The following is a 21,253-nucleotide window of genomic DNA, read 5'->3' as shown; positions in this document are numbered from 1 at the left end:
AGGCATTTTCTTCTGGCATGTCCGGGAGCAGTACATCACCGGCGTGGTCTATTAGACTTACCCGTTGTACTCAAGAATCAAGCGGCGAAAGGAGACGCTATGATTTTCCCCGACCTGCGCGGCCTGCCCCTGCACCGCGTGCTGGTACGCACCGTCAAGGAATTCCTCGACGACGAGATGTCGACCTATGCGTCCGCGCTGGCCTACCAGATGCTGTTTTCGCTGTTTCCGTTCCTGCTGTTCCTGATCGCCCTGATCGGCTTCCTGCACTTGCCGGACTTCTTTTCCTGGTTGCGCCTGCAATCGGAGCTGGTGCTGCCGCCCCAGGCGCTGGAGCAGGTGAACCCGGTGATCGACCAGTTGCAGCAGTCCAAGGGCGGGCTGTTGTCGGTGGGTATCGTCATCGCCTTGTGGACCGCCTCGGCCGGCGTGCGCCTGATGATGAGCGCGATGAATGCCGCTTACGACGTGCCCGAGGGCCGGCCGGTGTGGAAGCGCATTCCGCTGTCGATCATCTACACCATCGGCATCGCCGGCATGCTGCTCTCGTCGGCTGCGTTGATGGTGCTGGGGCCGCAGGTGATGGAGTGGATCGCTTCGCAAGTCGGCCTGCAGGAGGTGATCGTCACCATTTGGACCGTGCTGCGCTGGCCGGCGATCATCATCCTGATGATGGTCGCGGTGGCCTTGATCTATTACGTGATGCCGGACGTGAAGCAGAAGTTTCGCTTCATTACCCCAGGTTCGGTACTGGCGGTAGTAGTATGGATCATCGCCTCCCTGGGCTTTGCCTACTACGTCAAGACCTTTGCCGACTACAACGCCATGTATGGCAGCATCGGTGCGATCATCGTGCTGTTGCTGTACTTCTACATCTCTGCCGCCGTGCTGTTGCTGGGGGCGGAAATGAATGCGGTGATCGAGCACATGTCGAGCGAGGGCAAGAACCCGGGCGAGAAGGATTTCGAGGGCGCCAAACCCAAGGAAACCATCACCGTGCTCGGCCATGAACACCCGGTCGAGCCTGAACCGACCGAGCCGAACCCGCGATGATCCGTGACATTCTCAAGATGGGCGACGAGCGCTTGCTGCGTATCGCCGCACCGGTGCCCGAACACCTGATCGGCAGCAGCGAACTGCAGCAGTTGATCGACGACATGTTCGAAACCATGCACCACGTGGGTGGCGTGGGCCTGGCCGCGCCGCAGATCGGCATCGACCTGCAACTGGTGATCTTCGGCTTCGAGCGCAGCGAGCGTTACCCGGATGCCGAGCCCGTGCCGCAGACCATCCTGCTCAACCCGGTGATCACCCCGCTAACCACGGAAGTCGAAGACGGTTGGGAGGGCTGCCTGTCGGTGCCCGGCCTGCGTGGGGTGGTGCCGCGCTTCAAGCACATCAGCTACGAAGGCATCGACCCGCAGGGTAACCCGATCAACCGCTTTGCCGATGGCTTTCATGCGCGGGTGGTGCAGCACGAGTGCGATCACCTGATCGGCCGCTTGTACCCCTCGCGTATCCAGGACTTTGCCAAGTTCGGCTACACCGATGTGTTGTTTCCCGGGCTGGATGACAGCGACGACTGAGCCCGTACCATGGCCAGCAGGTTTTTGCTGCGCTGGTAGCGTTGCAGGCGCGAGGCCAAGGCTTCGGGCAGTTGCGCGGTTATGCTGAAACCGAGGCGCTGGTAGTAGGCCGCGAGGTCGGGGCGGCAGAACAGCCAGGTCGGGCCACTGTGCCCGGCCAGGGCCGCCTCGACCAACTGCGCGGCCACGCCACGGTTGCGCTGCTGCGGGGCGACGAGCAGCCCGGTGAGCCAGTGGCCGTCGGCGACGGCACTGAGGCACAGGCCGGCAACGATCCCGTCGCCGCGCGCCACCCACGATTCACCATCATTGGCTGCGCGCATGCGCGAACCTTGCTGTTTGTAGAAGTGTTCGAGCAATCGACGCTCGGGGCCGATGAGCAGGGCGCAGTGCAGGGCAGTCATGGGGTATACCTGGAACGGATGGCTCTAGCCCGGTTATTCCAGGCCTTCGAGCCGTTTGGCTTTGTCGCAGATTGTTGCAAATCCTGCAAGGGTGAATGTCCGAGTTCAGGGTTCAACTATTCCCGGCCAGGAGTAGAATTTCAACTATTCCCCCTGGCAGTAGACGAAGCGGGATCGGTACTTCGTGTCATCTTCGCAGTCGATGACAACTTCTCCGCGCCATTGATGGCATCAGAAGTCACACGATCAGCTGGATTGCTTTAAAGGCCAAACCCCATGAAACCATTACTGATTCTTGCACTGGTCGGTATGTCCTCGTTCGCCCTCGCCGATGAGGCCAAGCCGGTCTCCAGCGAGCCTGTGGCCCAGCAGTACGACTATTCCATGAACCTCGACATCAAACGGGTGATCAACCTGTCGACCATCCCCAATGTCTGCGAAGTGGTACCTGCGACCATGACCTATGAAGACCATCATGGCCAGGTGCATACCATTCAGTACCGGGCGATGGGCGAAGGTTGCCAGCAGGGTTGATCGCCCTGCGTCAGCGGCCTCTTCGCGTTTAGCCGTAGCGAAGAAGCTGCTTTCGTCCCTCGGTTCATCGCCCCGACAGTACCTTCTGTACCACCTCCAGGCCTTGTTTCAACTCAGCTCGGCTACCTGCTGCCGACAGGCTGATGCGCACGGCCTGCACTTCGATCGCGCCAATGGCAAACACACTGGCCGGAACGATCTCCACACCTTGCTCGCGACATTGCCTGACCACCGCCTCGGCGCCCTGCGGCGTGCCCAGCCACGCGTGGGGCGAAGGTTGCCCGGTATTGTGCAGTCCATCACCCAGCAGTCTGCGTGCCAGGCGCCATCGCTCGGTAATTTCCGTTTTCTGCCAGGCGAGCCGCTGCGCAGCAGTGCCGTCTTCGATCCATTGGCAAGCGATATCCAGGCTCAATGGCGACACCGACCAGTGGCTGGCCTGGGCATGCGGGTCAACCTGTGCCAGCAGCTTCGGGCTGGCCGCAATCCATCCCAATCGCAGGCCAGCGGCTACCGTCTTGGACAGGCTGTTGATGTAAACCGCCTGCTCGCCCAGTAGTGGATAGAGCGGCGCTTGGTCACTGAATGCGCCGTACACATCATCCTCGATCAGCAACAGCCCCAGGCGTTTGACTACCTTGGCAATTGCCGCGCGGCGAGTATCCGTCATGCAGGCGCCCGTGGGGTTGTGCAGGGTCGGTGTGGTGACCAGCACGCGGGCACCGCTGGCGCGCGCCACACGGTCCAGGTCATCGGGCCGCAGGCCTTGCTCGTCCAGTGCCACACCATGCACCGGCAGGCGCAGTTGCCGACAGGCCGCCTTGATGCCCGGTGCGGTCAGGGCCTCGAGCATGACCGGCTCGCCAGCCTGGCAGAACGACTGCAGCACCAGTGTCAGCGCTTGTTGGGCTGCGCCACACAGCAACAGCTCGTCCGCTGAAAGGGTCAGGCTGCGGTTTGCCATCCACTGGGCGCCGCGAATGCGCCCTAGCAGCAACTGCTCGGGGCCTAGGTAATGATCGAGCAAGTTGCTGGCGGGGCGTTTCAGCAGGCTGCGCAAGCTGTCTTGCAAGTCATGGTTGTGTGGATCGGCTACCGGGACGTTTGTCGACAAGTCGATCAGCGGGCGTTGCCCGTCGTGATGCTTGATGCGGAACAAGGTCGCTTCCTTGCTGCCTGCCAGCACGTAAGTACCACGGCCCACTTCGCCAGCTACGAGGTGGCGGGCGGCAGCTTCGCGGTAGGCCTGCTGGGTGGTACTCGGGTTGAGGCCCAGTTTCCAGGCCAGCCGGCGTTGTGGGGGCAGGCGGTCGCCCACCTTGAGCGCGCCGCTTTCAATGGCGTGGGCAATCGCATCGACCAAGGCGAGATATCGGGGTTGGTCATTGTCGACCAGCTGCGGGATCCACACGAAATTGCTACCCATGCAATATAAGGTTGTACCCATACAATGCCCGGCGCTTAGGATCGGATCAACCACCTACCGAAGAGGGATGATCGCCATGTTCGACCTTGTTGCCCTGCGCGAAGCCGCCGATTTCGTTCACCAGCACGTTCCGCCGACACCTCAGCGCGCCTGGCCGCTGCTGGCCGAGCGGGTGGGTTGCACATTGTGGGTCAAGCACGAAAACCACGCCCCGACCGGCGCCTTCAAGGTACGCGGCGGGTTGGTGTATGTGCGGTCGCTGCTGGCCGCCGGCAAGCCACCGCGGGGCCTGGTCACCGCCACCCGTGGCAACCACGGCCAGAGCATGGCGCTGGCCGCGAGCCAGGCCGGCGTGCCGCTGGTGATCGTGGTGCCCGAGGGCAACTCGAAAGAGAAGAACGCCGCCATGCGCGCGCTGGGCGCCAAGTTGGTGGAGCATGGTGTCGACTTCGACGTGGCCCGCGAAGAGGCGGCCCGCCTGGCGGACGAGCTGGGCTACGACATGGTGCCGTCGTTCCACCCTGAGCTGGTGCGCGGCGTGGCCACCTATGCCCTGGAGTTGTTCGAGGCCGTAAGCGAGCTGGATTGCGTGTACGTGCCGATTGGCATGGGCTCGGGCATCTGCGGGCTGATCCAGGCGCGCAACCTGCTGGGGCTGAAAACCGAAATCGTCGGCGTGGTGTCCAGTGCGGCTGATGCCTATGCGCAGAGTTTGGAGCAGGGGCGCATCGTCACCACGGCCACGGCCGATACCTTTGCCGATGGCATGGCCTGCCGGGTACCGCACCCGGATGCCTTTGCCCTTGTTCGCGAGCATGCTGCACGTATCGTGAAGGTCACTGACAGCGAAGTGGCAGCGGCCATGCGCATCTATCACGAAACTACCCACAACACCGCCGAGGGTGCCGGTGCTGCTGCGCTGGCCGCGTTGCTGCAGGAGCGCGAGCGCCAGGCCGGCAAGCGCGTGGCGGTGGTGCTCAGTGGCGCCAATGTGGATCGCGAGCGCTATGCGCAGGTGCTGACAGGTACTGAAAAATCCTGAATGAATATCGGGGAAAAAGTGCTATCTTAATTTGATAGCATTTTCCGATGAACACTCGATACCGAAAAATCTACGACGCCATCTTCAGGACGCCCACCACGGCCTCCTTGGCGTTTGCCGAGGTCGAAGCGCTGGTGCTTCACCTCGGCGGGCAAGTGCTGGAGCGGCAGGGCTCCAGGGTCAAGCTGGTGCTTGGCGGTCAGAGCTGGAGGTGCCATCGCCCCCATCCCGGCAAGGAAGCCAAACGGTATCAGATTGAAGAAGCCCGCGAATTCTTGCTGCGGGCAGGAGTCAGCCTATGAGTTGCATGCGCTACAAGGGCTACGCCGCCCGTATCGAATACGATGAGCGTGACGACATTTTTGTTGGCCGTGTGCTGGGCATGCGCGACATCATCAGTTTCCACGCAAGCTCGGTGCCCGAACTTCATGAAGCCTTCCGTGGGGCGCTGGAGGATTACCTGGCCGACTGCGCAGAGCAGGGCATCACCCCCGAGAAACCCGCGTCAGGCAAAGTCATGCTGCGCATCCGCCCAGAGGTGCATGCGGCTGCCAGCGTTGCTGCCCGTGCTGCCGGCAAAAGCCTTAACCAGTGGGCTGACGAGGTGTTCGAGCAGGCGGCTCTGGTTTGATCGGACACCCTTCCATCCCATGATTGCTCGTGGCAGGCTCTACGGCGCCTTTTTGCCCTGGGCGCTTGCCTTGAGTGCTGTGGTGCCTATGAGACCGAGCGCCGCCCGCGCGGCGCATCGCGAGCTTTGCTCGCTCCTACGTTTGTTTCGGGCCAGTAACGCCTGTGACAGGCGCGCGCGACCGCCTTGTTGGTACGACGCAATATCGCGCCATGCACCAAGGCGTTCGCGCGCAAATCCCACAGGAATAATTGGCCCGAAACAGACGTAGGAGCGAGCAAAGCTCGCGATGCGCCGCGCGGGCGGCGCTCGGTCTCATAGGCGCCACAGCACTCAAGGGATGCACCTCTGAGGCAAAATTTTCCTGAGCCCTGTCGATTTCACCGGCTACCGTTCGACCAAAAGCTGAAGACACAGATACCCCTGTGCCCAAACGCTCATGACCGATCGGAGGAACACCCGATGAACACGGCAGCCGAAAACGAAATCCGTCAGCTTATCGAACGCTGGATGCAGGCCGTTCGTGACCGTGACATCCCCGCCATCACCGCGCCGTATGCCGACGATATCGTCGCCTTCGACGCCATCCAGTCACTGCAGTTCAAGGGCAAGGCCGCCTACCAGGCCCATTGGGAAATGTGCATGAACCTGTGTCCCGGGCCCATGGTGTTCGAGCTCGCCCAACTGACCGTGCACGCTGACGGCGACCTGGGCCTGGCGCACTGGCTGAATCGCTGCGGCCCAGGGGATGACGAGAGCCAGTGCGGCTTCATGCGTGCCACCGTCGGTTACCGCAGGGTTGGCGGCCAGTGGCAGGTGATCCACGAACACTGGTCGGCACCTTTCGACATGGAAACCCAGAAAGCACTGTTCGATCTCAAGCCTTGATCGGCTATCGCCAAATGCACGTTGCCAACGCCTGGAGACGACCATGAAATACCTGTGCCTGGTCTATTGTGACGAAGGGCTGTTGCACAGCCTGCCCGACAGCCCGGAAGACGCCGAATGCATGGCCTACGCCGAAAGGCTGCAGAGCTCCGGGCGGATCATCGCGGCGGAGGCGCTGAAACCCGTGCAGACCGCCACCACCGTGCGCATGCGCGGCGGGCGAATGAGCATCACCGATGGCCCGTTCGCCGAAACCAAAGAGCAGCTTGCCGGCTTTTACCTGGTCGATGCCCGCGACCTCAACGAGGCGCTGAACATCGCCAAGGGCATTCCGGCGGCGCGGGTCGGCAGCGTGGAGGTGCGGCCGGTGCGCGAACTGCAACCCTGACAGCAACGGAGAACAACAAGCATGACCCTTGCCCAACCCGCGCCAGCGCAGCACGAGCTGTCCATCAGCCGCTTGATCGATGCCCCGCCTGCCAAGGTGTTCCGTGCCTGGACCGAACCCGAATGGCTGATGCAGTGGTGGGGACCGCACGGCATGACCACCCCGGAATGCGAGATGCAGCTGTGGGTCGGCGGCCTTTTCCGTACCCTCATGCGCGCCCCGGATGGCTCCGAGTACCCGACCCAGGGCGTGTTCCTGGAAATTGCCGCCCCGCGCCGGCTGGTGTTCACCGATGCCTTCGGGCCGGGTTGGGTGCCGTCGGACAAGGCCTTCATGACGGCGGTGATCAGCTTCGACGAAGAACACGGCAAGACCCGCTACACCGCCCGTGCCTGGCATTGGAACGCTGCCGACAGCCGCGCCCATGAAGAAATGGGTTTCCATCAGGGCTGGGGAGAGAGCCTGGACCGCCTGGTGGAGGTCGTGACCCAGCGGATGCCTGACTGATGGCGGAGCTGGCGCAGGTACGTGGCGAAGTCGAAGCGGTGTACCGGCGTGATTCGCGGCGCATCCTGGCGACGCTGATCCGCCTGCTGGGGGATTTCGACCTGGCAGAGGAGGCCCTGCACGATGCCTTCTTCATCGCCGTCGAGCGTTGGCAGCGCGACGGCATCCCGGACAACCCGCGGGCCTGGCTGGTCTCCACCGGGCGCTTCAAGGCCATTGACGCATTGCGCCGGCGTGCCCGTTTCGACCGCTCCCAGGCCGACCTGATCATGCTGATCGAAGGCCAGGGTCAAGACCCTGGCGAAGAGGAGCTGCTGGCCGATGACCGGCTGCGGCTGATTTTCACCTGCTGTCACCCGGCCTTGGCGGCCGATGCCCAGGTGCCACTGACCCTGCGCGAAGTCTGCGACCTGACCACCGAGCAGATCGCCCGGGCCTTCCTGCAAAGCCCCGCGACCATCGCCCAGCGCATCGTCCGCGCCAAGGCCAAGATTCGTGATGCCGGCATTCCTTATCAGGTCCCTGAGCTGCATGAGCTGCCCGAGCGCCTGGAGAGCGTGCTGCGGGTGATCTATCTGGTGTTCAACGAAGGTTATTCGGCGTCCTCGGGCGAGGCGTTGCTGCAGCAGGAACTGAGTGACGAGGCGATCCGCCTCGGGCGCCTGCTGGTGCAACTGCTGCCAGACGCCGAGGCGGTGGGTTTGCTGGCGCTGATGCTGCTGCAGGCATCGCGGCAACGCGCGCGCAGCGATGCCGAGGGCAACCTGGTGCTGCTGGATCAGCAGGACCGCAGCCTGTGGGACCGCGAGCAGATCGCCGAAGGCTGCCAGCTGGTGCGCCTGGCCTTGGCCAGCCGGGCCTTTGGTGCCTATTCCGTACAGGCGGCGATCGCGGCCGTGCATGCCGAGGCGGTGACGGCTGAAGAGACTGATTGGGCGGAAATTGTCGGGCTGTACGATGTACTGCAACGGCACTGGCCGTCAGCCGTGGTGGCGCTCAACCGGGCAGTGGCGCTGGCCAAGCGCGACGGGGCGCAGGCGGGGCTGGCCGCAGTGGAGGCGATCCTGGCCGCGGGGGAGCTGCGCGACTATCACCTGGCTCATGCGGCGCGGGCGGAGCTGCACCAGCAATTGGGGAATGTCGCAGAGGCGCGGGCAGCTTGGCAGCAGGCGCTGGAGTTGACCAGGCAGGAGCCGGAGCGGCGGCATATCGAGCGGCGTTTACGCGAACTGACGTGAGTGCCTTGCTGGCCTCCTCGCGGGACAAGTCGGATCGCCGCACCGCCGCTCCTACAGGTAAAGCATCCGCGCGGTCGTTGTAGGAGCGGGCTTGCCCCGCGAAGAATCCAACACCGATGTCAGCTGGCGACGAAGTTCGGCGGCGATACCAGCTCAACGGTCTGTTGCTTGCGCGGTGCCAGGATCTCGGCCACGCCTTCGACCACCAGTTCATCGTTCTGGTTGTACACGTTGGTGGCGATACGCACTTTGAACTTGGGCAGTTTCTCAAGGATTTCCAGGCGCACGGTCAGGGTGTCGCCGATCTTCACCGGCTTCTGGAAGCTCATCTGCTGGCCCAGGTAGATGGTGCCAGGGCCAGGCAGGGTGCAGGCCACTGCGGCGCTGATCAGGGCACCGCTGAACATGCCGTGGGCGATGCGTTCCTTGAACATGCTCTTGGCGGCGAATTCGGCATCCAGGTGCACCGGGTTGTGGTCACCGGACATGGCGGCGAACAGCTGGATGTCACGTTCTTCGACGGACTTCTCGTAGGTGGCCTTCTGGCCGACTTCAAGGGCTTCGTAAGGCGTGTTGGTGACCTGGGTCATTAGGTTTCCTTAAGGGGCGGGCGAGGGCGCCTATCATTCACTGCGGGCAGGGCGGCCAAGGGCCAGCGCTTGCGCTAACCAAGCGAGGATATCAGCGGTGACCTCGTCGCGGTTGAGTTCGTTGAGTACTTCGTGCCGCGCTTCAGGATAGACGCGCAGCTGTACATGTTGATTGCCGGTCGCGCGCAGAGCGTCGGCCAGATGGGTGAGACGCTTGCCGGCACTCACCGGATCACATTCACCGCCAATCACCAGCATGGGCAGGTTCGGGTCGATCTGCGCAAGGTTGTGCGCCTGGCTGATCTGCGCCAGCCCGTGCAGCAGGTCGAGCCACAGCTGGTTGCTGCAGCGAAAGCCGCACAGCGGATCGTTGACGTAGTTGTCCACTTCCGCCGGGTCACGGCTGAGCCAGTCGAACGCCGTGCGCGTGGGCTTGAAGGCGTTGTTGAACGAGCCGAACGACAGCCACTCGATCAGTGCGCTCTTGCCCTCTGGCCCCTGGCGCCAGGCTTCCAGCCGCGCAATCAGGCGCGCCGCCCTATACAAGGTGGCGGGTTGGAAGTTGGAGCCGCTGAGGATCGCCCCGTGCAGGCTGGCGCTGTGGTGGGTGAGGTAGGCCTGGGCAATGTAGCTGCCCATGCTGTGGCCGAACAGGAACAGCGGTGTGCAAGGAAACTGCTGGCCGATGTGCTGGGCCAGCAGGCCAAGGTCGTTGACCACGGCATTCCAGCCATGTTGCCGGGCGAACAGGCCGAGGCTGCCCTGCTCGGCGGTGCGCCCGTGGCCGCGCAGGTCCGGTGCCAGCAGGGCGTAGCCGGCATCGCAGAGGGCCTGGCCCAGGCGCTGGTAGCGCCCGCCATGCTCGGCCATGCCATGCGCCAGCAGCACCACGGCCTTGACCGGTGTGGCCGGCAGCCATTGGTGCACGTACAGCCTGCAATGCTCGCTGGCAGGCAGCCAGAAGGCGTCATGGGGCATGGCGAATCCTTTGCGCGAAGGTGACCCGCACAGTGTATGCACAACCGGCCGAATTGCAGGAAGGGCACAAATAAGATTCACAATGTTAATGGCGGCACTTGGCGTGTATGCCACCTCGGTCTTACCTGCTAACGTCGGTTCAACGCCTTTTTGCTATCAGGCAAACGGGGCAAGGAATCCGTACGGGCTCAGGCAGAGGAACAATAATAAATGCAAGCCGACTTCTGGAATGACAAACGCCCCGAGGGCGTGCCTTCCACCATCGACCTTCACGCGTACGCTTCGGTCGTCGAGGTGTTTGAACGCTCCTGCAAGCGTTTTGCCGAGCGCCCGGCGTTCAGCAACCTTGGCGTGACCCTGAGCTACGCCGAGCTCGAACGCCACTCGGCAGCGTTCGCCGCCTGGCTGCAGCAGCACACCGACCTCAAGCCGGGTGACCGCATCGCGGTGCAGATGCCCAACGTCCTGCAATACCCCATCGCCGTGTTCGGCGCCCTGCGCGCAGGGCTGATCGTGGTCAACACCAACCCGCTGTACACCGAGCGCGAAATGCGCCACCAGTTCAAGGATGCCGGGGCCCGGGCGCTGGTGTACCTGAACATGTTCGGCAAGCGCGTGCAGGAGGTGCTGCCCGACACCGGCATCGAGTACCTGATCGAGGCGAAGATGGGCGACCTGCTGCCCGCCGCCAAGGGCTGGCTGATCAATACCGTGGTCGACAAGGTCAAGAAGATGGTCCCGGCCTATCATCTGCCCCAGGCCATTTCGTTCAAGCAGGTACTGCGCGAAGGCCGCAGCCTGACGCACAAGCCGGTGCCGCTCTCGCTCGATGACATCGCCGTGCTGCAGTACACCGGCGGTACCACGGGCCTGGCCAAGGGGGCCATGCTCACCCACGGTAACCTGGTGGCCAACATGCTGCAGGTGCTGGCCTGCTTCTCCCAGCATGGCCCGGACGGGCAGCGGCTGATCAAGGAAGGCCAGGAGGTGATGATTGCGCCGCTGCCGCTGTACCACATCTATGCCTTCACCGCGAACTGCATGTGCATGATGGTGACTGGCAACCACAACGTGCTGATCACCAACCCGCGTGATATCGCCGGCTTCATCAAGGAGCTGGGCAAGTGGCGTTTTTCGGCGCTTCTGGGGTTGAACACCTTGTTCGTCGCGCTGATGGACCATCCAGGTTTCCGCCAGCTGGACTTTTCGGCACTGAAAGTCACCAACTCCGGCGGCACGGCGCTGGTCAAGGCCACGGCGGAGCGTTGGGAGGAACTTACCGGCTGTCGCATCGTCGAGGGCTATGGCCTGACCGAAACCTCACCGGTGGCCAGCACCAACCCCTACGGCCAGCTGGCGCGGCTGGGCACGGTGGGTATACCGGTGCCGGGTACGGTGTTCAAGGTCATCGATGATGACGGCAACGAACTGCCACTGGGTGAGCGCGGCGAGTTGTGCATCAAGGGCCCGCAAGTGATGAAGGGTTACTGGCAACAAGCGGAGGCCACGGCGCAGGCGCTGGATGCCGAGGGCTGGTTCAAGACCGGCGATATCGCGGTAATTGACCCGGATGGCTTCACCCGCATCGTCGACCGCAAGAAGGACATGATCATCGTCTCTGGCTTCAATGTGTACCCCAACGAGATCGAGGATGTGGTGATGGGCCATCCGCAGGTGGCCAACTGTGCGGCCATCGGCGTGCCAGACGCGCGTTCGGGGGAGGCGGTGAAGCTGTTCGTGGTAGCGCGTGAGGGAGGGGTGAGCGTCGAAGACCTGAAGGCTTACTGCAAGGCCAACTTCACCGGTTACAAGGTGCCCAAGCACATCGTGGTGCGCGAGTCGCTGCCGATGACCCCGGTGGGCAAGATCCTGCGCAGGGAGTTACGCGACATCGCATGATGCCGGCGTTGCCCGGTGGAGGCTGTAAGGTGCTCTGGCATGTACCTTACAGCCCGATTTGCGACATTTTGGGCAATTACTCTAAAAATGACTTGCATGGTTCATTGAGTCATTTTTGTGACCGCGAGGCCGGTCTTGGCCCCTAGGCGACCCCAATCAAAGCTGTTACTCTCGGCGCGCTTTCAGATGATTCGGTTTGCAACGAACCGCCATCGCATATCAATAATAAGCGCATCGACGCGCGAATCGAACTTCGCTGTTGCTGAAGGAGTGGGCTTCCATGATCGAAAATTTTTGGAAGGATAAATACCCAGCCGGGATTACGGCGGAAATCAATCCTGACGAATTCCCCAATATCCAGGCGGTACTCAAGCAATCCTGCCAACGCTTTGCCAATAAACCGGCCTTTAGCAACCTGGGCAAGACCATCACCTACGGCGAGCTTTACGCACTGTCAGGCGCTTTCGCGGCCTGGCTGCAGCAGCACACCGACCTCAGGCCGGGTGACCGCATTGCCGTCCAGCTGCCCAACGTCCTGCAATACCCGGTAGCGGTGTTCGGTGCCATGCGCGCCGGCCTGATCGTGGTCAACACCAACCCGCTGTACACAGTGCGGGAAATGGAGCACCAGTTCAACGACTCCGGTGCCAAGGCCCTGGTGTGCCTGGCTAACATGGCGCACCTGGCCGAGAAGGTGGTGCCCAAGACCCAGGTCAAGCATGTCATCGTCACCGAAGTGGCCGACCTGCTGCCGCCGCTCAAGCGCCTGCTGATCAACAGCGTGATCAAGTACGTGAAGAAGATGGTGCCGGCCTACAACCTGCCGCGCGCCGTGCGCTTCAACGATACCCTGGCGCTTGGCAAGGGCCAGCCGGTCACCGAAGCCAACCCGCAAGCCAACGACGTGGCGGTGCTGCAGTATACCGGCGGTACCACTGGCGTGGCCAAGGGCGCGATGCTGACCCACCGCAACCTGGTGGCCAACATGCTGCAGTGCCGGGCGCTGATGGGTTCCAACCTGCAGGAAGGCTGCGAGATCCTCATCACCCCGCTGCCGCTTTACCACATCTATGCCTTTACCTTCCATTGCATGGCGATGATGCTGATCGGCAACCACAACGTGTTGATCAGCAACCCACGCGACCTGCCGGCAATGGTCAAGGAGCTGGGCAAGTGGAAGTTCAGCGGTTTCGTCGGCCTCAACACGCTGTTCGTGGCGCTGTGCAACAACGAGGCATTCCGCGCCCTGGATTTCTCGGCGCTGAAGATCACCCTGTCCGGTGGCATGGCCCTGCAGCTGAGCGTGGCCGAGCGCTGGAAGAGCGTCACCGGCTGCGCCATCTGCGAAGGCTACGGCATGACCGAGACCAGCCCGGTGGCGGCGGTGAACCCGGCCGAGGCCAACCAGGTGGGCACCATCGGCATCCCGGTGCCATCGACCCTGTGCAAGGTCATCGACGACGCCGGCAACGAGCTGCCACTGGGCGAAACCGGCGAGCTGTGCGTCAAGGGCCCGCAGGTCATGAAGGGCTACTGGCAGCGTGAAGACGCCACCTCCGAGATCCTCGACAGCGAAGGCTGGCTGAAGACCGGCGACATCGCACTGATCCAGCCGGATGGCTACATGCGCATCGTCGATCGCAAGAAGGACATGATCCTGGTCTCGGGCTTCAACGTGTATCCCAATGAGCTGGAAGACGTGCTCGCCGCCTTGCCGGGCGTGCTGCAGTGCGCGGCCATCGGGGTGCCGGACGAGAAGTCGGGTGAGGTGATCAAGGTGTTCATCGTGGTCAAGCCGGGCATGACCGTGACCAAGGAGCAGGTGATGGAGCACATGCGTGCCAATGTCACTGGCTACAAGGTGCCGCGTTACATCGAGTTCCGCGATGCACTGCCGACCACCAACGTTGGCAAGATCCTGCGTCGTGAACTGCGTGATGAAGAACTGAAGAAGCAGGGGCTGAAGAAGATCGCCTGATCTTCTGGATCTCGGCTGGCTTTACTGGCCTCTTCGCGGGACAAGCCCGCTCCTACAGGTACTGCACATACCTTGAAGGCTGTGCAGTACCTGTAGGAGCGGGCTTGTCCCGCGAAGAGGCCGGTGAAATCAGCGCAGTTTTTCCAGCATCTGGTAGTACCACATCCCCGCCGCCAGCAGCGGATTGCCCAGCAAGTCCCCCATCGGCACTCGCACGTGCTTGCACTGCGCGAAGGTGTCGAACTTCTCCAGCGTTCCGGTCAGTGCCTCGGCCATGATCTCGCCCATGATGTGGCTGGTGGCGATGCCGTGCCCGGAATAGCCCTGGCAGTACCACACGTTGTCCGACAGCTTGCCCAGTTGCGGGATGCGGTTGACGACGATGCCCATCGCGCAGCTCCACTGGAACTCGATCGGCACGCCCTTGAGCGCCGGGAAGGTGCGCTCGATGCACGGGCGCAGCTCGCCTTCGATGTCACGTGAGTCCTTGCCCGAATAGTTGGCGCCGCCGCCGAACAACAAACGCTTGTCAGCCGTCAGGCGGTAGTAGTCGAGGACGAAGCGGCAGTCGTACACCGCCAGGTCCTGCGGGTTGATCTGCTCCGCCAGTTCGCCCAGCGGGGCGGTGGTGACGATGCCGCCCATGGCCGGGAAGATCTTGCCCTTGAGCTGGCGCTTTTCCAGCTTGTGGTAGACGTCACCGGCGAGCATCACCTGGCGTGCTTCGACCCGACCGTGGGCGGTGACGACCGCCGGGCGCGGGCCATGGACGATGTCCTGCACTTCGGAGTTCTCGAAGATCAGCGCGCCCTGGCAGTGGGCGGCGCGGGCTTCGCCCAGGCACAGGTTGAGCGGGTGCAGGTGCAGGTTGCGCAGGTTCTTCAGTGCGCCCAGGTACAGCGGGCTCTGCAGGTGCTCGGCAACGCCGCCGCGGTCGAGCAACTGTACCTGGTCGCCCATGCCACGGCGTTCGGCCTCGGCCTGGAAGCTGCGCAGCTCCGCCATGTGCGAAGGCTTCATCGCTGCGTGCAGGTGGCCGCGCTTGAGGTCGCAATCGATGCCGTAGCGCTCGACCCGCTGCTCGATCACCTGGTGCCCACGCCAGCGCAGGTGCCAGATGAAATCATCGACCTCGGCGCCCAGGTGGTTGCGCATCTGTGTGCGCATGGCCTCGTCACCCGACAGGCTGCCGGTGACCTGGCCGCCGTTGCGTCCGCTGGCACCCCAGCCGATCCGGTTGGTCTCGACGATCGCCACTTTCAGGCCGCGTTCGGCCAGCTCCACCGCAGTGGCCACGCCGGTGAAACCACCGCCGATGATCGCCACGTCGACCTGCACCGTGCCCTTGAGCTGCGGGTACTCGGTGTGGTCGTTCAGCGAGGCGCTGTAATAGGACGGCGCGCGCTGGGCCGGGCCGTTGTTCAATGCTGCGTTCATGGGTGTTCCTTGTTCTGAATAGGGTAAGGCTCAGGCCTGGTGCAGGTACCAGCGCCAGTCCTGTTCACTGACTTCGGCCATGAACTGGCGGTACTCGGCGCGCTTGACCTTCAGGTAGACGCCGAGGAACGCTTCGCCGAGCGCTTCCCGCGCCCAGTGCGAGCGCTCCAGTGCGTCGAGTGCGGTCAGCCAGTCGGTGGGCAGGTGCTCGGTGGCCTGGGCATAGCCGTTGCCTTCCACCGGCGCACCGGGGTCCAGCTGCTCGCGGATGCCACGATGGCTGGCGGCCAGAATGGCGGCGGCCGCCAGGTACGGGTTGGCATCGGCGCCACAGATGCGATGCTCGACATGCCGGCTGTTGGCCGGGCCACCGGGCACGCGCAGGCTGACGGTACGGTTGTCGACGCCCCAGGTCGGTGCCAGCGGGGCATAGCTGTTGGCCTGGAAGCGGCGGAAAGAGTTGGCGTTGGGGCAGAACAGCAACAGCGAGTCACGCAGGTGGCGGAGCATGCCGGCCACCGCCTGGCGCAGCAGTGGCGTTCCGGCTTTGTCTTCGCTGGCGAACAGGTTGTTGCCGGCGCTGTCGGCCAGGCTCAGGTGCATGTGCATGCCGGTGCCGGCCAGTTGCGCGAACGGCTTGGCCATGAAGCAAGCCTGCATGCCGTGGGCATGGGCCACGCCCTTGACCAGGCGTTTGTAGCGCACGGCCTGGTCCATTGCTTCCAGGGCATCGCCATGCTCCAGGGTGATTTCCACCTGGCCCGGGGCATATTCAGAGATTGCCGTGCGCGCCGGAATGCCTTGGGCCTTACAGGCGGCATACAGGTCGGCGAGGAAGGGTTCGATCTGTTCCAGTTCGCGCAGGCCGTAGACCTGGGTCGTACGCGGCCGGCCACCATCATTGTCCAATGCCGGTTGCGGGCGGCCTTGGGCATCGCGCTGCTGGTCGAGCAGGTAGAACTCCAGCTCGCAGGCCATTACCGGGTGGTAACCGTCAGCCTTGAGCGCTTCGATGGTGCGCAGCAATACATGGCGCGGGTCGGCGACACTGGCTGGCAGGCCTTCGCTCGGGTGCATGCTGACCTGCACGGCGGCAGTCGGCACACGGCGCCAGGGCAGGCGCACCAGGCTGCCTTCCAGCGGGTAGGCGCGGCAGTCGATATCGCCGACATCCCAGACCAGGCCGGAGTTTTCCACGTCGTCGCCATTGAGCGTCAGGCCGAGGATGGTGCTGGGTAGCGGGCGGCCACTCTGGTACACCGCCAGCAGTTCCTCGCGGTGCAGCAGCTTGCCGCGTGGTACACCGTTGGCGTCAAGGATGAACAGCTCGAACAGTTCGATATCAGGGTTTTCTGCCAGGAAACGGCTGGCGTGCTCTACAGGTGCAAAGTGCATGATGGATTCGCTCACAGGCGCACAGGACCTGCGCGCAGGCGCGGTCCAGATGAGACAAACGGCCGTACAGCGGCCGGGTTTGGTCACAAAGGCGTGAGCGAAGCATCCGGTGGGCGTGCGTGGCGGCAATGCCACAGGGCCCAGAAGGCGAGAATGATGTGGACCAGCGGATTTTCACCGGCGCGGGACCGGGCCTTCGCTAGCGAAGGGCGGGACGACGGTGGGGCGATGGTCTGGACGGGAGTCATGCCATTGATACTCACATGCGGCTTAAGGTTGATTAAAGCAGTGAATGGCAACGTTCACATCGCACCTGGCTAAACATTTGTCCAGCCAGCAGAGAGCCGGCAAATCTGCGACAATCGCGCATCCTTCGAATGCCGATCATGAAAAAGCAGGCCCACCTGCATCACTAAAAAGCCCCATGACTGACCAAGCCATCGACAAACTGCTGCAAAACCTCGACCACGCCATGATTGCCGAGCGCCACCGCCTGCGCCGGCAACTGCATGAGCTGCGCAAGCGCCCCGACGAGGCCAAGCTGGCGCAATGGGTGGAAAAGGTCCAGGCATCCTGTGCCCAGGTCACCGCACGCCAGAACAGCGTGCCGCAGATCCGCTACGACGACAGCCTGCCGATCGCCGCCAAGCGTGACGAGATCAAGAAAGCCCTGGCCGAAAACCAGGTTCTGGTGATCGCCGGCGAAACCGGTTCGGGCAAGACCACCCAGTTGCCGAAGATCTGCCTGGAACTGGGCCGCGGCAGCCATGGCCTGATCGCCCATACCCAGCCACGGCGAATCGCCGCGCGCAGCGTCGCCGCCCGGGTTGCCGAAGAACTCGGCACGCCGCTGGGCGGACTGGTCGGCTACCAGGTGCGCTTCGAAGACCAGAGCGATGCCAACACCCTGGTCAAGCTGATGACCGATGGCATCCTGCTGGCCGAAACCCAGCACGACCGTTTCCTCGAACGCTACGACACGATCATCGTCGACGAAGCCCACGAGCGCAGCCTGAACATCGATTTCCTGCTCGGCTACCTGAAGACCCTGCTGCACCGCCGCCCGGACCTGAAACTGATCATCACCTCGGCGACCATCGACCTGGAGCGCTTTTCCAAGCATTTCGACAATGCGCCGATCATCGAGGTGTCCGGCCGTACCTTCCCGGTGGAAACCTGGTACCGCCCGCTGACCAGCGAGCAGGACGAGGAGGGCAACCAGGTCGAGGATGACCTGACCGTCGACCAGGCGATCCTCGCCTCCCTCGACGAGATCGCCCAGCACGAGCGCAGCGTGGGCAAAGGCCCCGGCGATGTGCTGGTGTTTCTCCCTGGCGAGCGGGAAATCCGCGATGCCGCGGAGATCCTGCGCAAGGCGCAACTGCGCCACACCGAGATCCTGCCGCTGTATGCGCGCCTGTCGCCGGCCGAGCAGCAGCGCATCTTCCAGTCGCACACCGGGCGCCGCGTGGTGCTCGCCACCAACGTTGCGGAAACCTCGCTGACCGTGCCGGGCATCCGTTATGTAATCGACACCGGTACCGCGCGCATCAGCCGTTACAGCTACCGCGCCAAGGTCCAGCGTTTGCCGATCGAAGCCGTGTCCCAGGCCAGTGCCAACCAGCGCAAGGGCCGCTGTGGCCGGGTCGAGCCGGGTATTTGCATCCGGCTGTACAGCGAAGAAGACTTCAATGGCCGCCCGGCCTTTACCGACCCTGAGATCCTGCGCACCAACCTGGCGGCGGTGATCCTGCAGATGCTGCACCTGCGCCTGGGCTCGATCGACGCCTTCCCGTTCATCGAGCCGCCGGATGGCAAGGCCATCAGCGACGGCTTCAACCTGTTGCAGGAACTCTCGGCGGTCAACCGCGAGAACCAGCTGACGCCGATCGGCCGCCAGCTGGCGCGCCTGCCGATCGATCCGCGGCTGGGCCGCATGCTGCTTGAGGGCGCCCGTCAGGGCAGCCTGCAGGAGGTGCTGATCGTCACCAGCGCGCTGTCGGTGCAGGACCCACGCGAGCGCCCGCCGGAGCGCCAGCAGGCTGCCGACCAGGCCCATGCGCAGTGGAAGGATGCCGATACCGACTTCGCCGCGCTGGTCAATCTGTGGCGGGGCTTCGAAGAGCAGCGCCAGGCGCTGACGGCCAGCCCGCTGCGCAACTGGTGCCGCAAGAACTTCCTGAACTATCTTCGCCTGCGCGAATGGCGCGATGCCCATCGCCAGTTGTCGCTGATCTGCCGCGAGCTGCAACTGACGATCAACAAAGAGCCGTCCGACTATCAAAAGGTGCACAAGGCGATCCTCAGCGGCCTGCTCAGCCAGATCGGCCAGAAGACCGAGGAAGGCGATTACCAGGGGGCCCGCCAGCGGCGCTTCTGGGTGCATCCGTCTTCGGGCATTGGCCGCAAGCGCCCGCAGTGGGTGATGGCCGCCGAGCTGGTGGAAACCACCAAGCTGTATGCGCGCATGGTCGCCAAGATCGAGCCTGACTGGATCGAGCCGTTGGCGACCCACCTGATCAAGAAGAACCACTTCGAGCCGCACTGGGAGAAGAAGCGCGGGCAGGTGGTGGCCTATGAGCAGATCACTCTGTACGGCTTGATCCTGGTTGGTCGCCGCCCGGTGCACTTTGGCCCGATCGACCCGGTCACCTCGCGTGAGCTGTTCATTCGCGAAGGCCTGGTCGGTGGTGAAATCCAGTCGAAGGCCAAATGCCTGGCCGCGAACAAGCGCCTGCTCGAAGAGCTCGATGAACTGGAGGCCAAGGCCCGTCGGCGCGATATTCTCGCCGATGAAGAAACCCTGTACGCCTTCTACGAAGCACGCTTGCCGGCGGAGATCCATCAGACCGCGACCTTCGATGCCTGGTACCGCATGACCAGCCAGAAGGACCCGAACCTGCTGATCATGCGCGAGGAAGACGTGCTGGCCCGTGAGGCCAGCGAAGTCACCGCCGCGCAGTACCCGGACAGCATGCAGGTCGGTGAACTGCGCCTGCCGCTGACCTACCACTTCGAGCCGGGTCACCCGCGTGACGGCGTGACCGTGCGGGTGCCGGCGCCGCTGTTGCCGAACCTGCCTGGCGAGCGCCTGGAGTGGTTGGTGCCGGGCCTGCTGGAGGCCAAGTGCGTAGCCCTGGTGCGCAACCTGCCCAAGGCGCTGCGCAAGAACTTCGTGCCGGTGCCGGACTTCGTCAAGGCCTCGCTGGCGCGCATGACCTTCGGCCAGGGCGCGCTGCCCCAGGCCCTGGGCCAGGAGTTGCTGCGCATGACCGGCGCACGGGTTTCCGATGAGGCCTGGGCCGAGTCGGTCAACCTGGTCGAAGGCCACCTGCGCATGAACATCGAAGTGGTCGATGGCCAGGGCAAGTTTCTCGGCGAAGGCCGCGATCTGGCCGAGCTGACCGCCCGCTTTGCTGCCGCCAGCCAGGCGGCGTTGGCCGTGCCGCGTACCGAGAAGAGCGAGCAGCCGGTGCAGGCCAAGGCCTTCAGCGAGGTCAAGCAGACCGCCCAGCAGAAGATCGCCGGCCTGTCGATGACCGTGTACCCGGCGCTGGTGGAAGAAAACGGCACCGTGCGCGAAGGGCGTTTCTCGACCCAGGCCGAAGCCGAGTTCCAGCACCGTCGTGCCTTGCAGCGCCTGTTGCTGCAGCAGTTGGCGGAGCCTGCCAAGTTCCTGCGTGGCAAGCTGCCGGGCTTGACCGAGCTGGGCCTGCTGTACCGTGAGCTGGGCCGGATCGAGGCACTGGTCGAGGACATCCTGCTGGCCAGCCTGGACAGTTGCATCCTCGACGGCGAAGCCACGTTGCCGCGTGACGGTGCAGCCTTGGCCGGGCTGGCCGAGCGCAAGCGTGGCAGCTGGGCCGAGCATGCCGAACGCCTGGCCCGCCAGACGTTGGAAGTGCTGAAGCTGTGGCACGGTTTGCAGAAGCGCTTCAAGGGCAAGATCGACCTGAGCCAGGCGGTGGCGCTGAACGACATCAAGCAGCAGCTGGCCAACCTGGTCTATCCGGGCTTCGTGCGCGAGACCCCTGCCGTTTGGTTCAAGGAATTGCCGCGTTACCTCAAGGCGGTGGAACTGCGCCTGGAGAAGCTTGGCACCCAGGTGCAGAAGGACCGCGTGTGGAGCGGCGAGCTGGGCAACCTGTGGGCGCAGTACAAGGCGCGGGCCGACAAGCATGCCCAGGAAGGCAAGCGTGATGAGCAGCTGACTTTGTACCGCTGGTTGCTGGAGGAGTATCGGGTGTCGTTGTTTGCCCAGCAGCTGGGCACCAAGATGCCTATTTCCGACAAGAGATTGAGCAAACAGTGGAGCCAGGTGGAGGGATAAAC

19 protein-coding genes are annotated in these 21,253 nt (G+C 63.5%); 13 read left to right on the top strand and 6 right to left on the bottom strand.

Features of this window, described 5'->3' with window-relative positions:
• Window positions 1-99 precede the first annotated feature (99 nt).
• Together C2H86_RS04815 and def are read left to right on the top strand one after the other, a co-directional pair.
• A complete protein-coding gene (locus tag C2H86_RS04815) occupies window positions 100-1,053 on the top strand; it encodes a YihY/virulence factor BrkB family protein (RefSeq protein WP_159411645.1) in 954 nt (317 codons plus the stop codon).
• On the top strand, window positions 1,050-1,586 hold the full coding sequence (def, locus tag C2H86_RS04810; RefSeq protein ID WP_159411644.1) for a peptide deformylase: 537 nt from the start codon (window positions 1,050-1,052) through the stop codon (window positions 1,584-1,586). The genes C2H86_RS04815 and def overlap by 4 nt, the downstream gene beginning before the upstream one ends.
• Here def and C2H86_RS04805 read toward each other — a convergent pair.
• Window positions 1,541-1,990: a GNAT family N-acetyltransferase gene (locus C2H86_RS04805; RefSeq protein WP_159411643.1), complete on the bottom strand. Its 450-nt coding sequence runs from the start codon at window positions 1,988-1,990 to the stop codon at window positions 1,541-1,543. The two genes, def and C2H86_RS04805, sit on opposite strands and share 46 nt — an antisense overlap.
• A 276-nt stretch (window positions 1,991-2,266) precedes the next feature.
• Here C2H86_RS04805 and C2H86_RS04800 point away from each other — a divergent pair, with 276 nt between their 5' ends.
• The gene (locus tag C2H86_RS04800; RefSeq protein ID WP_054885703.1) at window positions 2,267-2,524 is read left to right on the top strand and encodes a DUF2790 domain-containing protein; all 258 of its coding nucleotides are present in this window, start codon (window positions 2,267-2,269) and stop codon (window positions 2,522-2,524) included.
• A 64-nt stretch (window positions 2,525-2,588) separates the two neighbouring features.
• Here C2H86_RS04800 and C2H86_RS04795 read toward each other — a convergent pair whose 3' ends face one another.
• A complete protein-coding gene (locus C2H86_RS04795) occupies window positions 2,589-3,950 on the bottom strand; it encodes a PLP-dependent aminotransferase family protein (RefSeq protein WP_159411642.1) in 1,362 nt (453 codons plus the stop codon).
• A gap of 76 nt (window positions 3,951-4,026) precedes the next feature.
• On the opposite strand from C2H86_RS04795, the gene C2H86_RS04790 reads away from it, so the two are divergent.
• The 7 genes from C2H86_RS04790 to C2H86_RS04760 all read left to right on the top strand — a co-directional run bounded on the left by C2H86_RS04790 (window position 4,027) and on the right by C2H86_RS04760 (window position 8,644).
• Window positions 4,027-4,992, top strand: a complete 966-nt coding sequence (locus tag C2H86_RS04790; RefSeq protein WP_159411641.1) for a threonine dehydratase — start codon at window positions 4,027-4,029, stop codon at window positions 4,990-4,992.
• 47 nt (window positions 4,993-5,039) lie between these two features.
• The gene (locus C2H86_RS04785) at window positions 5,040-5,294 is read left to right on the top strand and encodes a type II toxin-antitoxin system HicA family toxin (protein WP_110637003.1); all 255 of its coding nucleotides are present in this window, start codon (window positions 5,040-5,042) and stop codon (window positions 5,292-5,294) included.
• The gene (locus C2H86_RS04780) at window positions 5,291-5,623 is read left to right on the top strand and encodes a type II toxin-antitoxin system HicB family antitoxin (protein WP_159411639.1); all 333 of its coding nucleotides are present in this window, start codon (window positions 5,291-5,293) and stop codon (window positions 5,621-5,623) included. Before C2H86_RS04785 ends, C2H86_RS04780 begins: the two co-directional genes overlap by 4 nt.
• A gap of 462 nt (window positions 5,624-6,085) precedes the next feature.
• Window positions 6,086-6,511 (top strand): YybH family protein, encoded by a 426-nt coding sequence (locus C2H86_RS04775; protein WP_159411638.1) that lies wholly within the window; start codon window positions 6,086-6,088, stop codon window positions 6,509-6,511.
• A 43-nt stretch (window positions 6,512-6,554) separates the two neighbouring features.
• Entirely contained in the window at window positions 6,555-6,899 is a 345-nt protein-coding gene (locus C2H86_RS04770) for a YciI family protein (protein ID WP_159411637.1), read from the top strand.
• Between the two features lie 21 nt (window positions 6,900-6,920).
• The gene (locus C2H86_RS04765) at window positions 6,921-7,406 is read left to right on the top strand and encodes an SRPBCC family protein (protein WP_159411636.1); all 486 of its coding nucleotides are present in this window, start codon (window positions 6,921-6,923) and stop codon (window positions 7,404-7,406) included.
• Window positions 7,406-8,644, top strand: coding sequence for an RNA polymerase sigma factor (locus C2H86_RS04760; RefSeq protein WP_159411635.1), 1,239 nt, complete (start codon window positions 7,406-7,408; stop codon window positions 8,642-8,644). The genes C2H86_RS04765 and C2H86_RS04760 overlap by 1 nt, the downstream gene beginning before the upstream one ends.
• Before the next feature lie 119 nt (window positions 8,645-8,763).
• On the opposite strand, the gene C2H86_RS04755 is transcribed toward C2H86_RS04760, so the two are convergent.
• Together C2H86_RS04755 and C2H86_RS04750 are read right to left on the bottom strand one after the other, a co-directional pair.
• Window positions 8,764-9,234 (bottom strand): MaoC family dehydratase, encoded by a 471-nt coding sequence (locus tag C2H86_RS04755; RefSeq protein WP_054885695.1) that lies wholly within the window; start codon window positions 9,232-9,234, stop codon window positions 8,764-8,766.
• A gap of 33 nt (window positions 9,235-9,267) precedes the next feature.
• The gene (locus C2H86_RS04750) at window positions 9,268-10,212 is read right to left on the bottom strand and encodes an alpha/beta hydrolase (protein WP_159411634.1); all 945 of its coding nucleotides are present in this window, start codon (window positions 10,210-10,212) and stop codon (window positions 9,268-9,270) included.
• 210 nt (window positions 10,213-10,422) lie between these two features.
• Between C2H86_RS04750 and fadD2 the strand changes: the two genes are divergently transcribed.
• Together fadD2 and fadD1 are read left to right on the top strand one after the other, a co-directional pair.
• A complete protein-coding gene (gene fadD2, locus C2H86_RS04745) occupies window positions 10,423-12,111 on the top strand; it encodes a long-chain-fatty-acid--CoA ligase FadD2 (RefSeq protein WP_159411633.1) in 1,689 nt (562 codons plus the stop codon).
• Between the two features lie 280 nt (window positions 12,112-12,391).
• Window positions 12,392-14,089, top strand: a complete 1,698-nt coding sequence (fadD1, locus tag C2H86_RS04740) for a long-chain-fatty-acid--CoA ligase FadD1 (protein ID WP_159411632.1) — start codon at window positions 12,392-12,394, stop codon at window positions 14,087-14,089.
• Window positions 14,090-14,218: 129 nt separating this feature from the next.
• Here the strand turns inward: fadD1 and C2H86_RS04735 are convergent, their stop codons facing one another.
• On the bottom strand, window positions 14,219-15,526 hold the full coding sequence (locus C2H86_RS04735) for an NAD(P)/FAD-dependent oxidoreductase (protein ID WP_159411631.1): 1,308 nt from the start codon (window positions 15,524-15,526) through the stop codon (window positions 14,219-14,221).
• A gap of 30 nt (window positions 15,527-15,556) precedes the next feature.
• Window positions 15,557-16,921: a glutamine synthetase family protein gene (locus tag C2H86_RS04730; protein WP_110637263.1), complete on the bottom strand. Its 1,365-nt coding sequence runs from the start codon at window positions 16,919-16,921 to the stop codon at window positions 15,557-15,559.
• Between the two features lie 424 nt (window positions 16,922-17,345).
• Here C2H86_RS04730 and hrpA point away from each other — a divergent pair, with 424 nt between their 5' ends.
• Entirely contained in the window at window positions 17,346-21,251 is a 3,906-nt protein-coding gene (hrpA, locus tag C2H86_RS04725; protein ID WP_159411630.1) for an ATP-dependent RNA helicase HrpA, read from the top strand.
• Window positions 21,252-21,253: the final 2 nt, after the last annotated feature.

This window comes from Pseudomonas putida, assembly GCF_009883635.2.
Lineage (GTDB): Bacteria > Pseudomonadota > Gammaproteobacteria > Pseudomonadales > Pseudomonadaceae > Aquipseudomonas > Aquipseudomonas putida_W.
This window is presented reverse-complemented; position numbering and strand designations above follow the sequence as displayed.

Coding starts and splice junctions, on each gene's coding strand:
- hrpA (WP_159411630.1), top strand. CDS start 17,346: ATGACTGACCAAGCCATCGACAAACTGCTGCAAAACCTCGACCACGCC.
- C2H86_RS04790 (WP_159411641.1), top strand. CDS start 4,027: ATGTTCGACCTTGTTGCCCTGCGCGAAGCCGCCGATTTCGTTCACCAG.
- C2H86_RS04770 (WP_159411637.1), top strand. CDS start 6,555: ATGAAATACCTGTGCCTGGTCTATTGTGACGAAGGGCTGTTGCACAGC.
- C2H86_RS04765 (WP_159411636.1), top strand. CDS start 6,921: ATGACCCTTGCCCAACCCGCGCCAGCGCAGCACGAGCTGTCCATCAGC.
- C2H86_RS04760 (WP_159411635.1), top strand. CDS start 7,406: ATGGCGGAGCTGGCGCAGGTACGTGGCGAAGTCGAAGCGGTGTACCGG.
- C2H86_RS04755 (WP_054885695.1), bottom strand. CDS start 9,234: ATGACCCAGGTCACCAACACGCCTTACGAAGCCCTTGAAGTCGGCCAG.
- C2H86_RS04805 (WP_159411643.1), bottom strand. CDS start 1,990: ATGACTGCCCTGCACTGCGCCCTGCTCATCGGCCCCGAGCGTCGATTG.
- C2H86_RS04815 (WP_159411645.1), top strand. CDS start 100: ATGATTTTCCCCGACCTGCGCGGCCTGCCCCTGCACCGCGTGCTGGTA.
- def (WP_159411644.1), top strand. CDS start 1,050: ATGATCCGTGACATTCTCAAGATGGGCGACGAGCGCTTGCTGCGTATC.
- C2H86_RS04750 (WP_159411634.1), bottom strand. CDS start 10,212: ATGCCCCATGACGCCTTCTGGCTGCCTGCCAGCGAGCATTGCAGGCTG.
- C2H86_RS04800 (WP_054885703.1), top strand. CDS start 2,267: ATGAAACCATTACTGATTCTTGCACTGGTCGGTATGTCCTCGTTCGCC.
- C2H86_RS04780 (WP_159411639.1), top strand. CDS start 5,291: ATGAGTTGCATGCGCTACAAGGGCTACGCCGCCCGTATCGAATACGAT.
- fadD2 (WP_159411633.1), top strand. CDS start 10,423: ATGCAAGCCGACTTCTGGAATGACAAACGCCCCGAGGGCGTGCCTTCC.
- C2H86_RS04775 (WP_159411638.1), top strand. CDS start 6,086: ATGAACACGGCAGCCGAAAACGAAATCCGTCAGCTTATCGAACGCTGG.
- C2H86_RS04785 (WP_110637003.1), top strand. CDS start 5,040: ATGAACACTCGATACCGAAAAATCTACGACGCCATCTTCAGGACGCCC.
- C2H86_RS04730 (WP_110637263.1), bottom strand. CDS start 16,921: ATGCACTTTGCACCTGTAGAGCACGCCAGCCGTTTCCTGGCAGAAAAC.
- C2H86_RS04795 (WP_159411642.1), bottom strand. CDS start 3,950: ATGGGTAGCAATTTCGTGTGGATCCCGCAGCTGGTCGACAATGACCAA.
- C2H86_RS04735 (WP_159411631.1), bottom strand. CDS start 15,526: ATGAACGCAGCATTGAACAACGGCCCGGCCCAGCGCGCGCCGTCCTAT.
- fadD1 (WP_159411632.1), top strand. CDS start 12,392: ATGATCGAAAATTTTTGGAAGGATAAATACCCAGCCGGGATTACGGCG.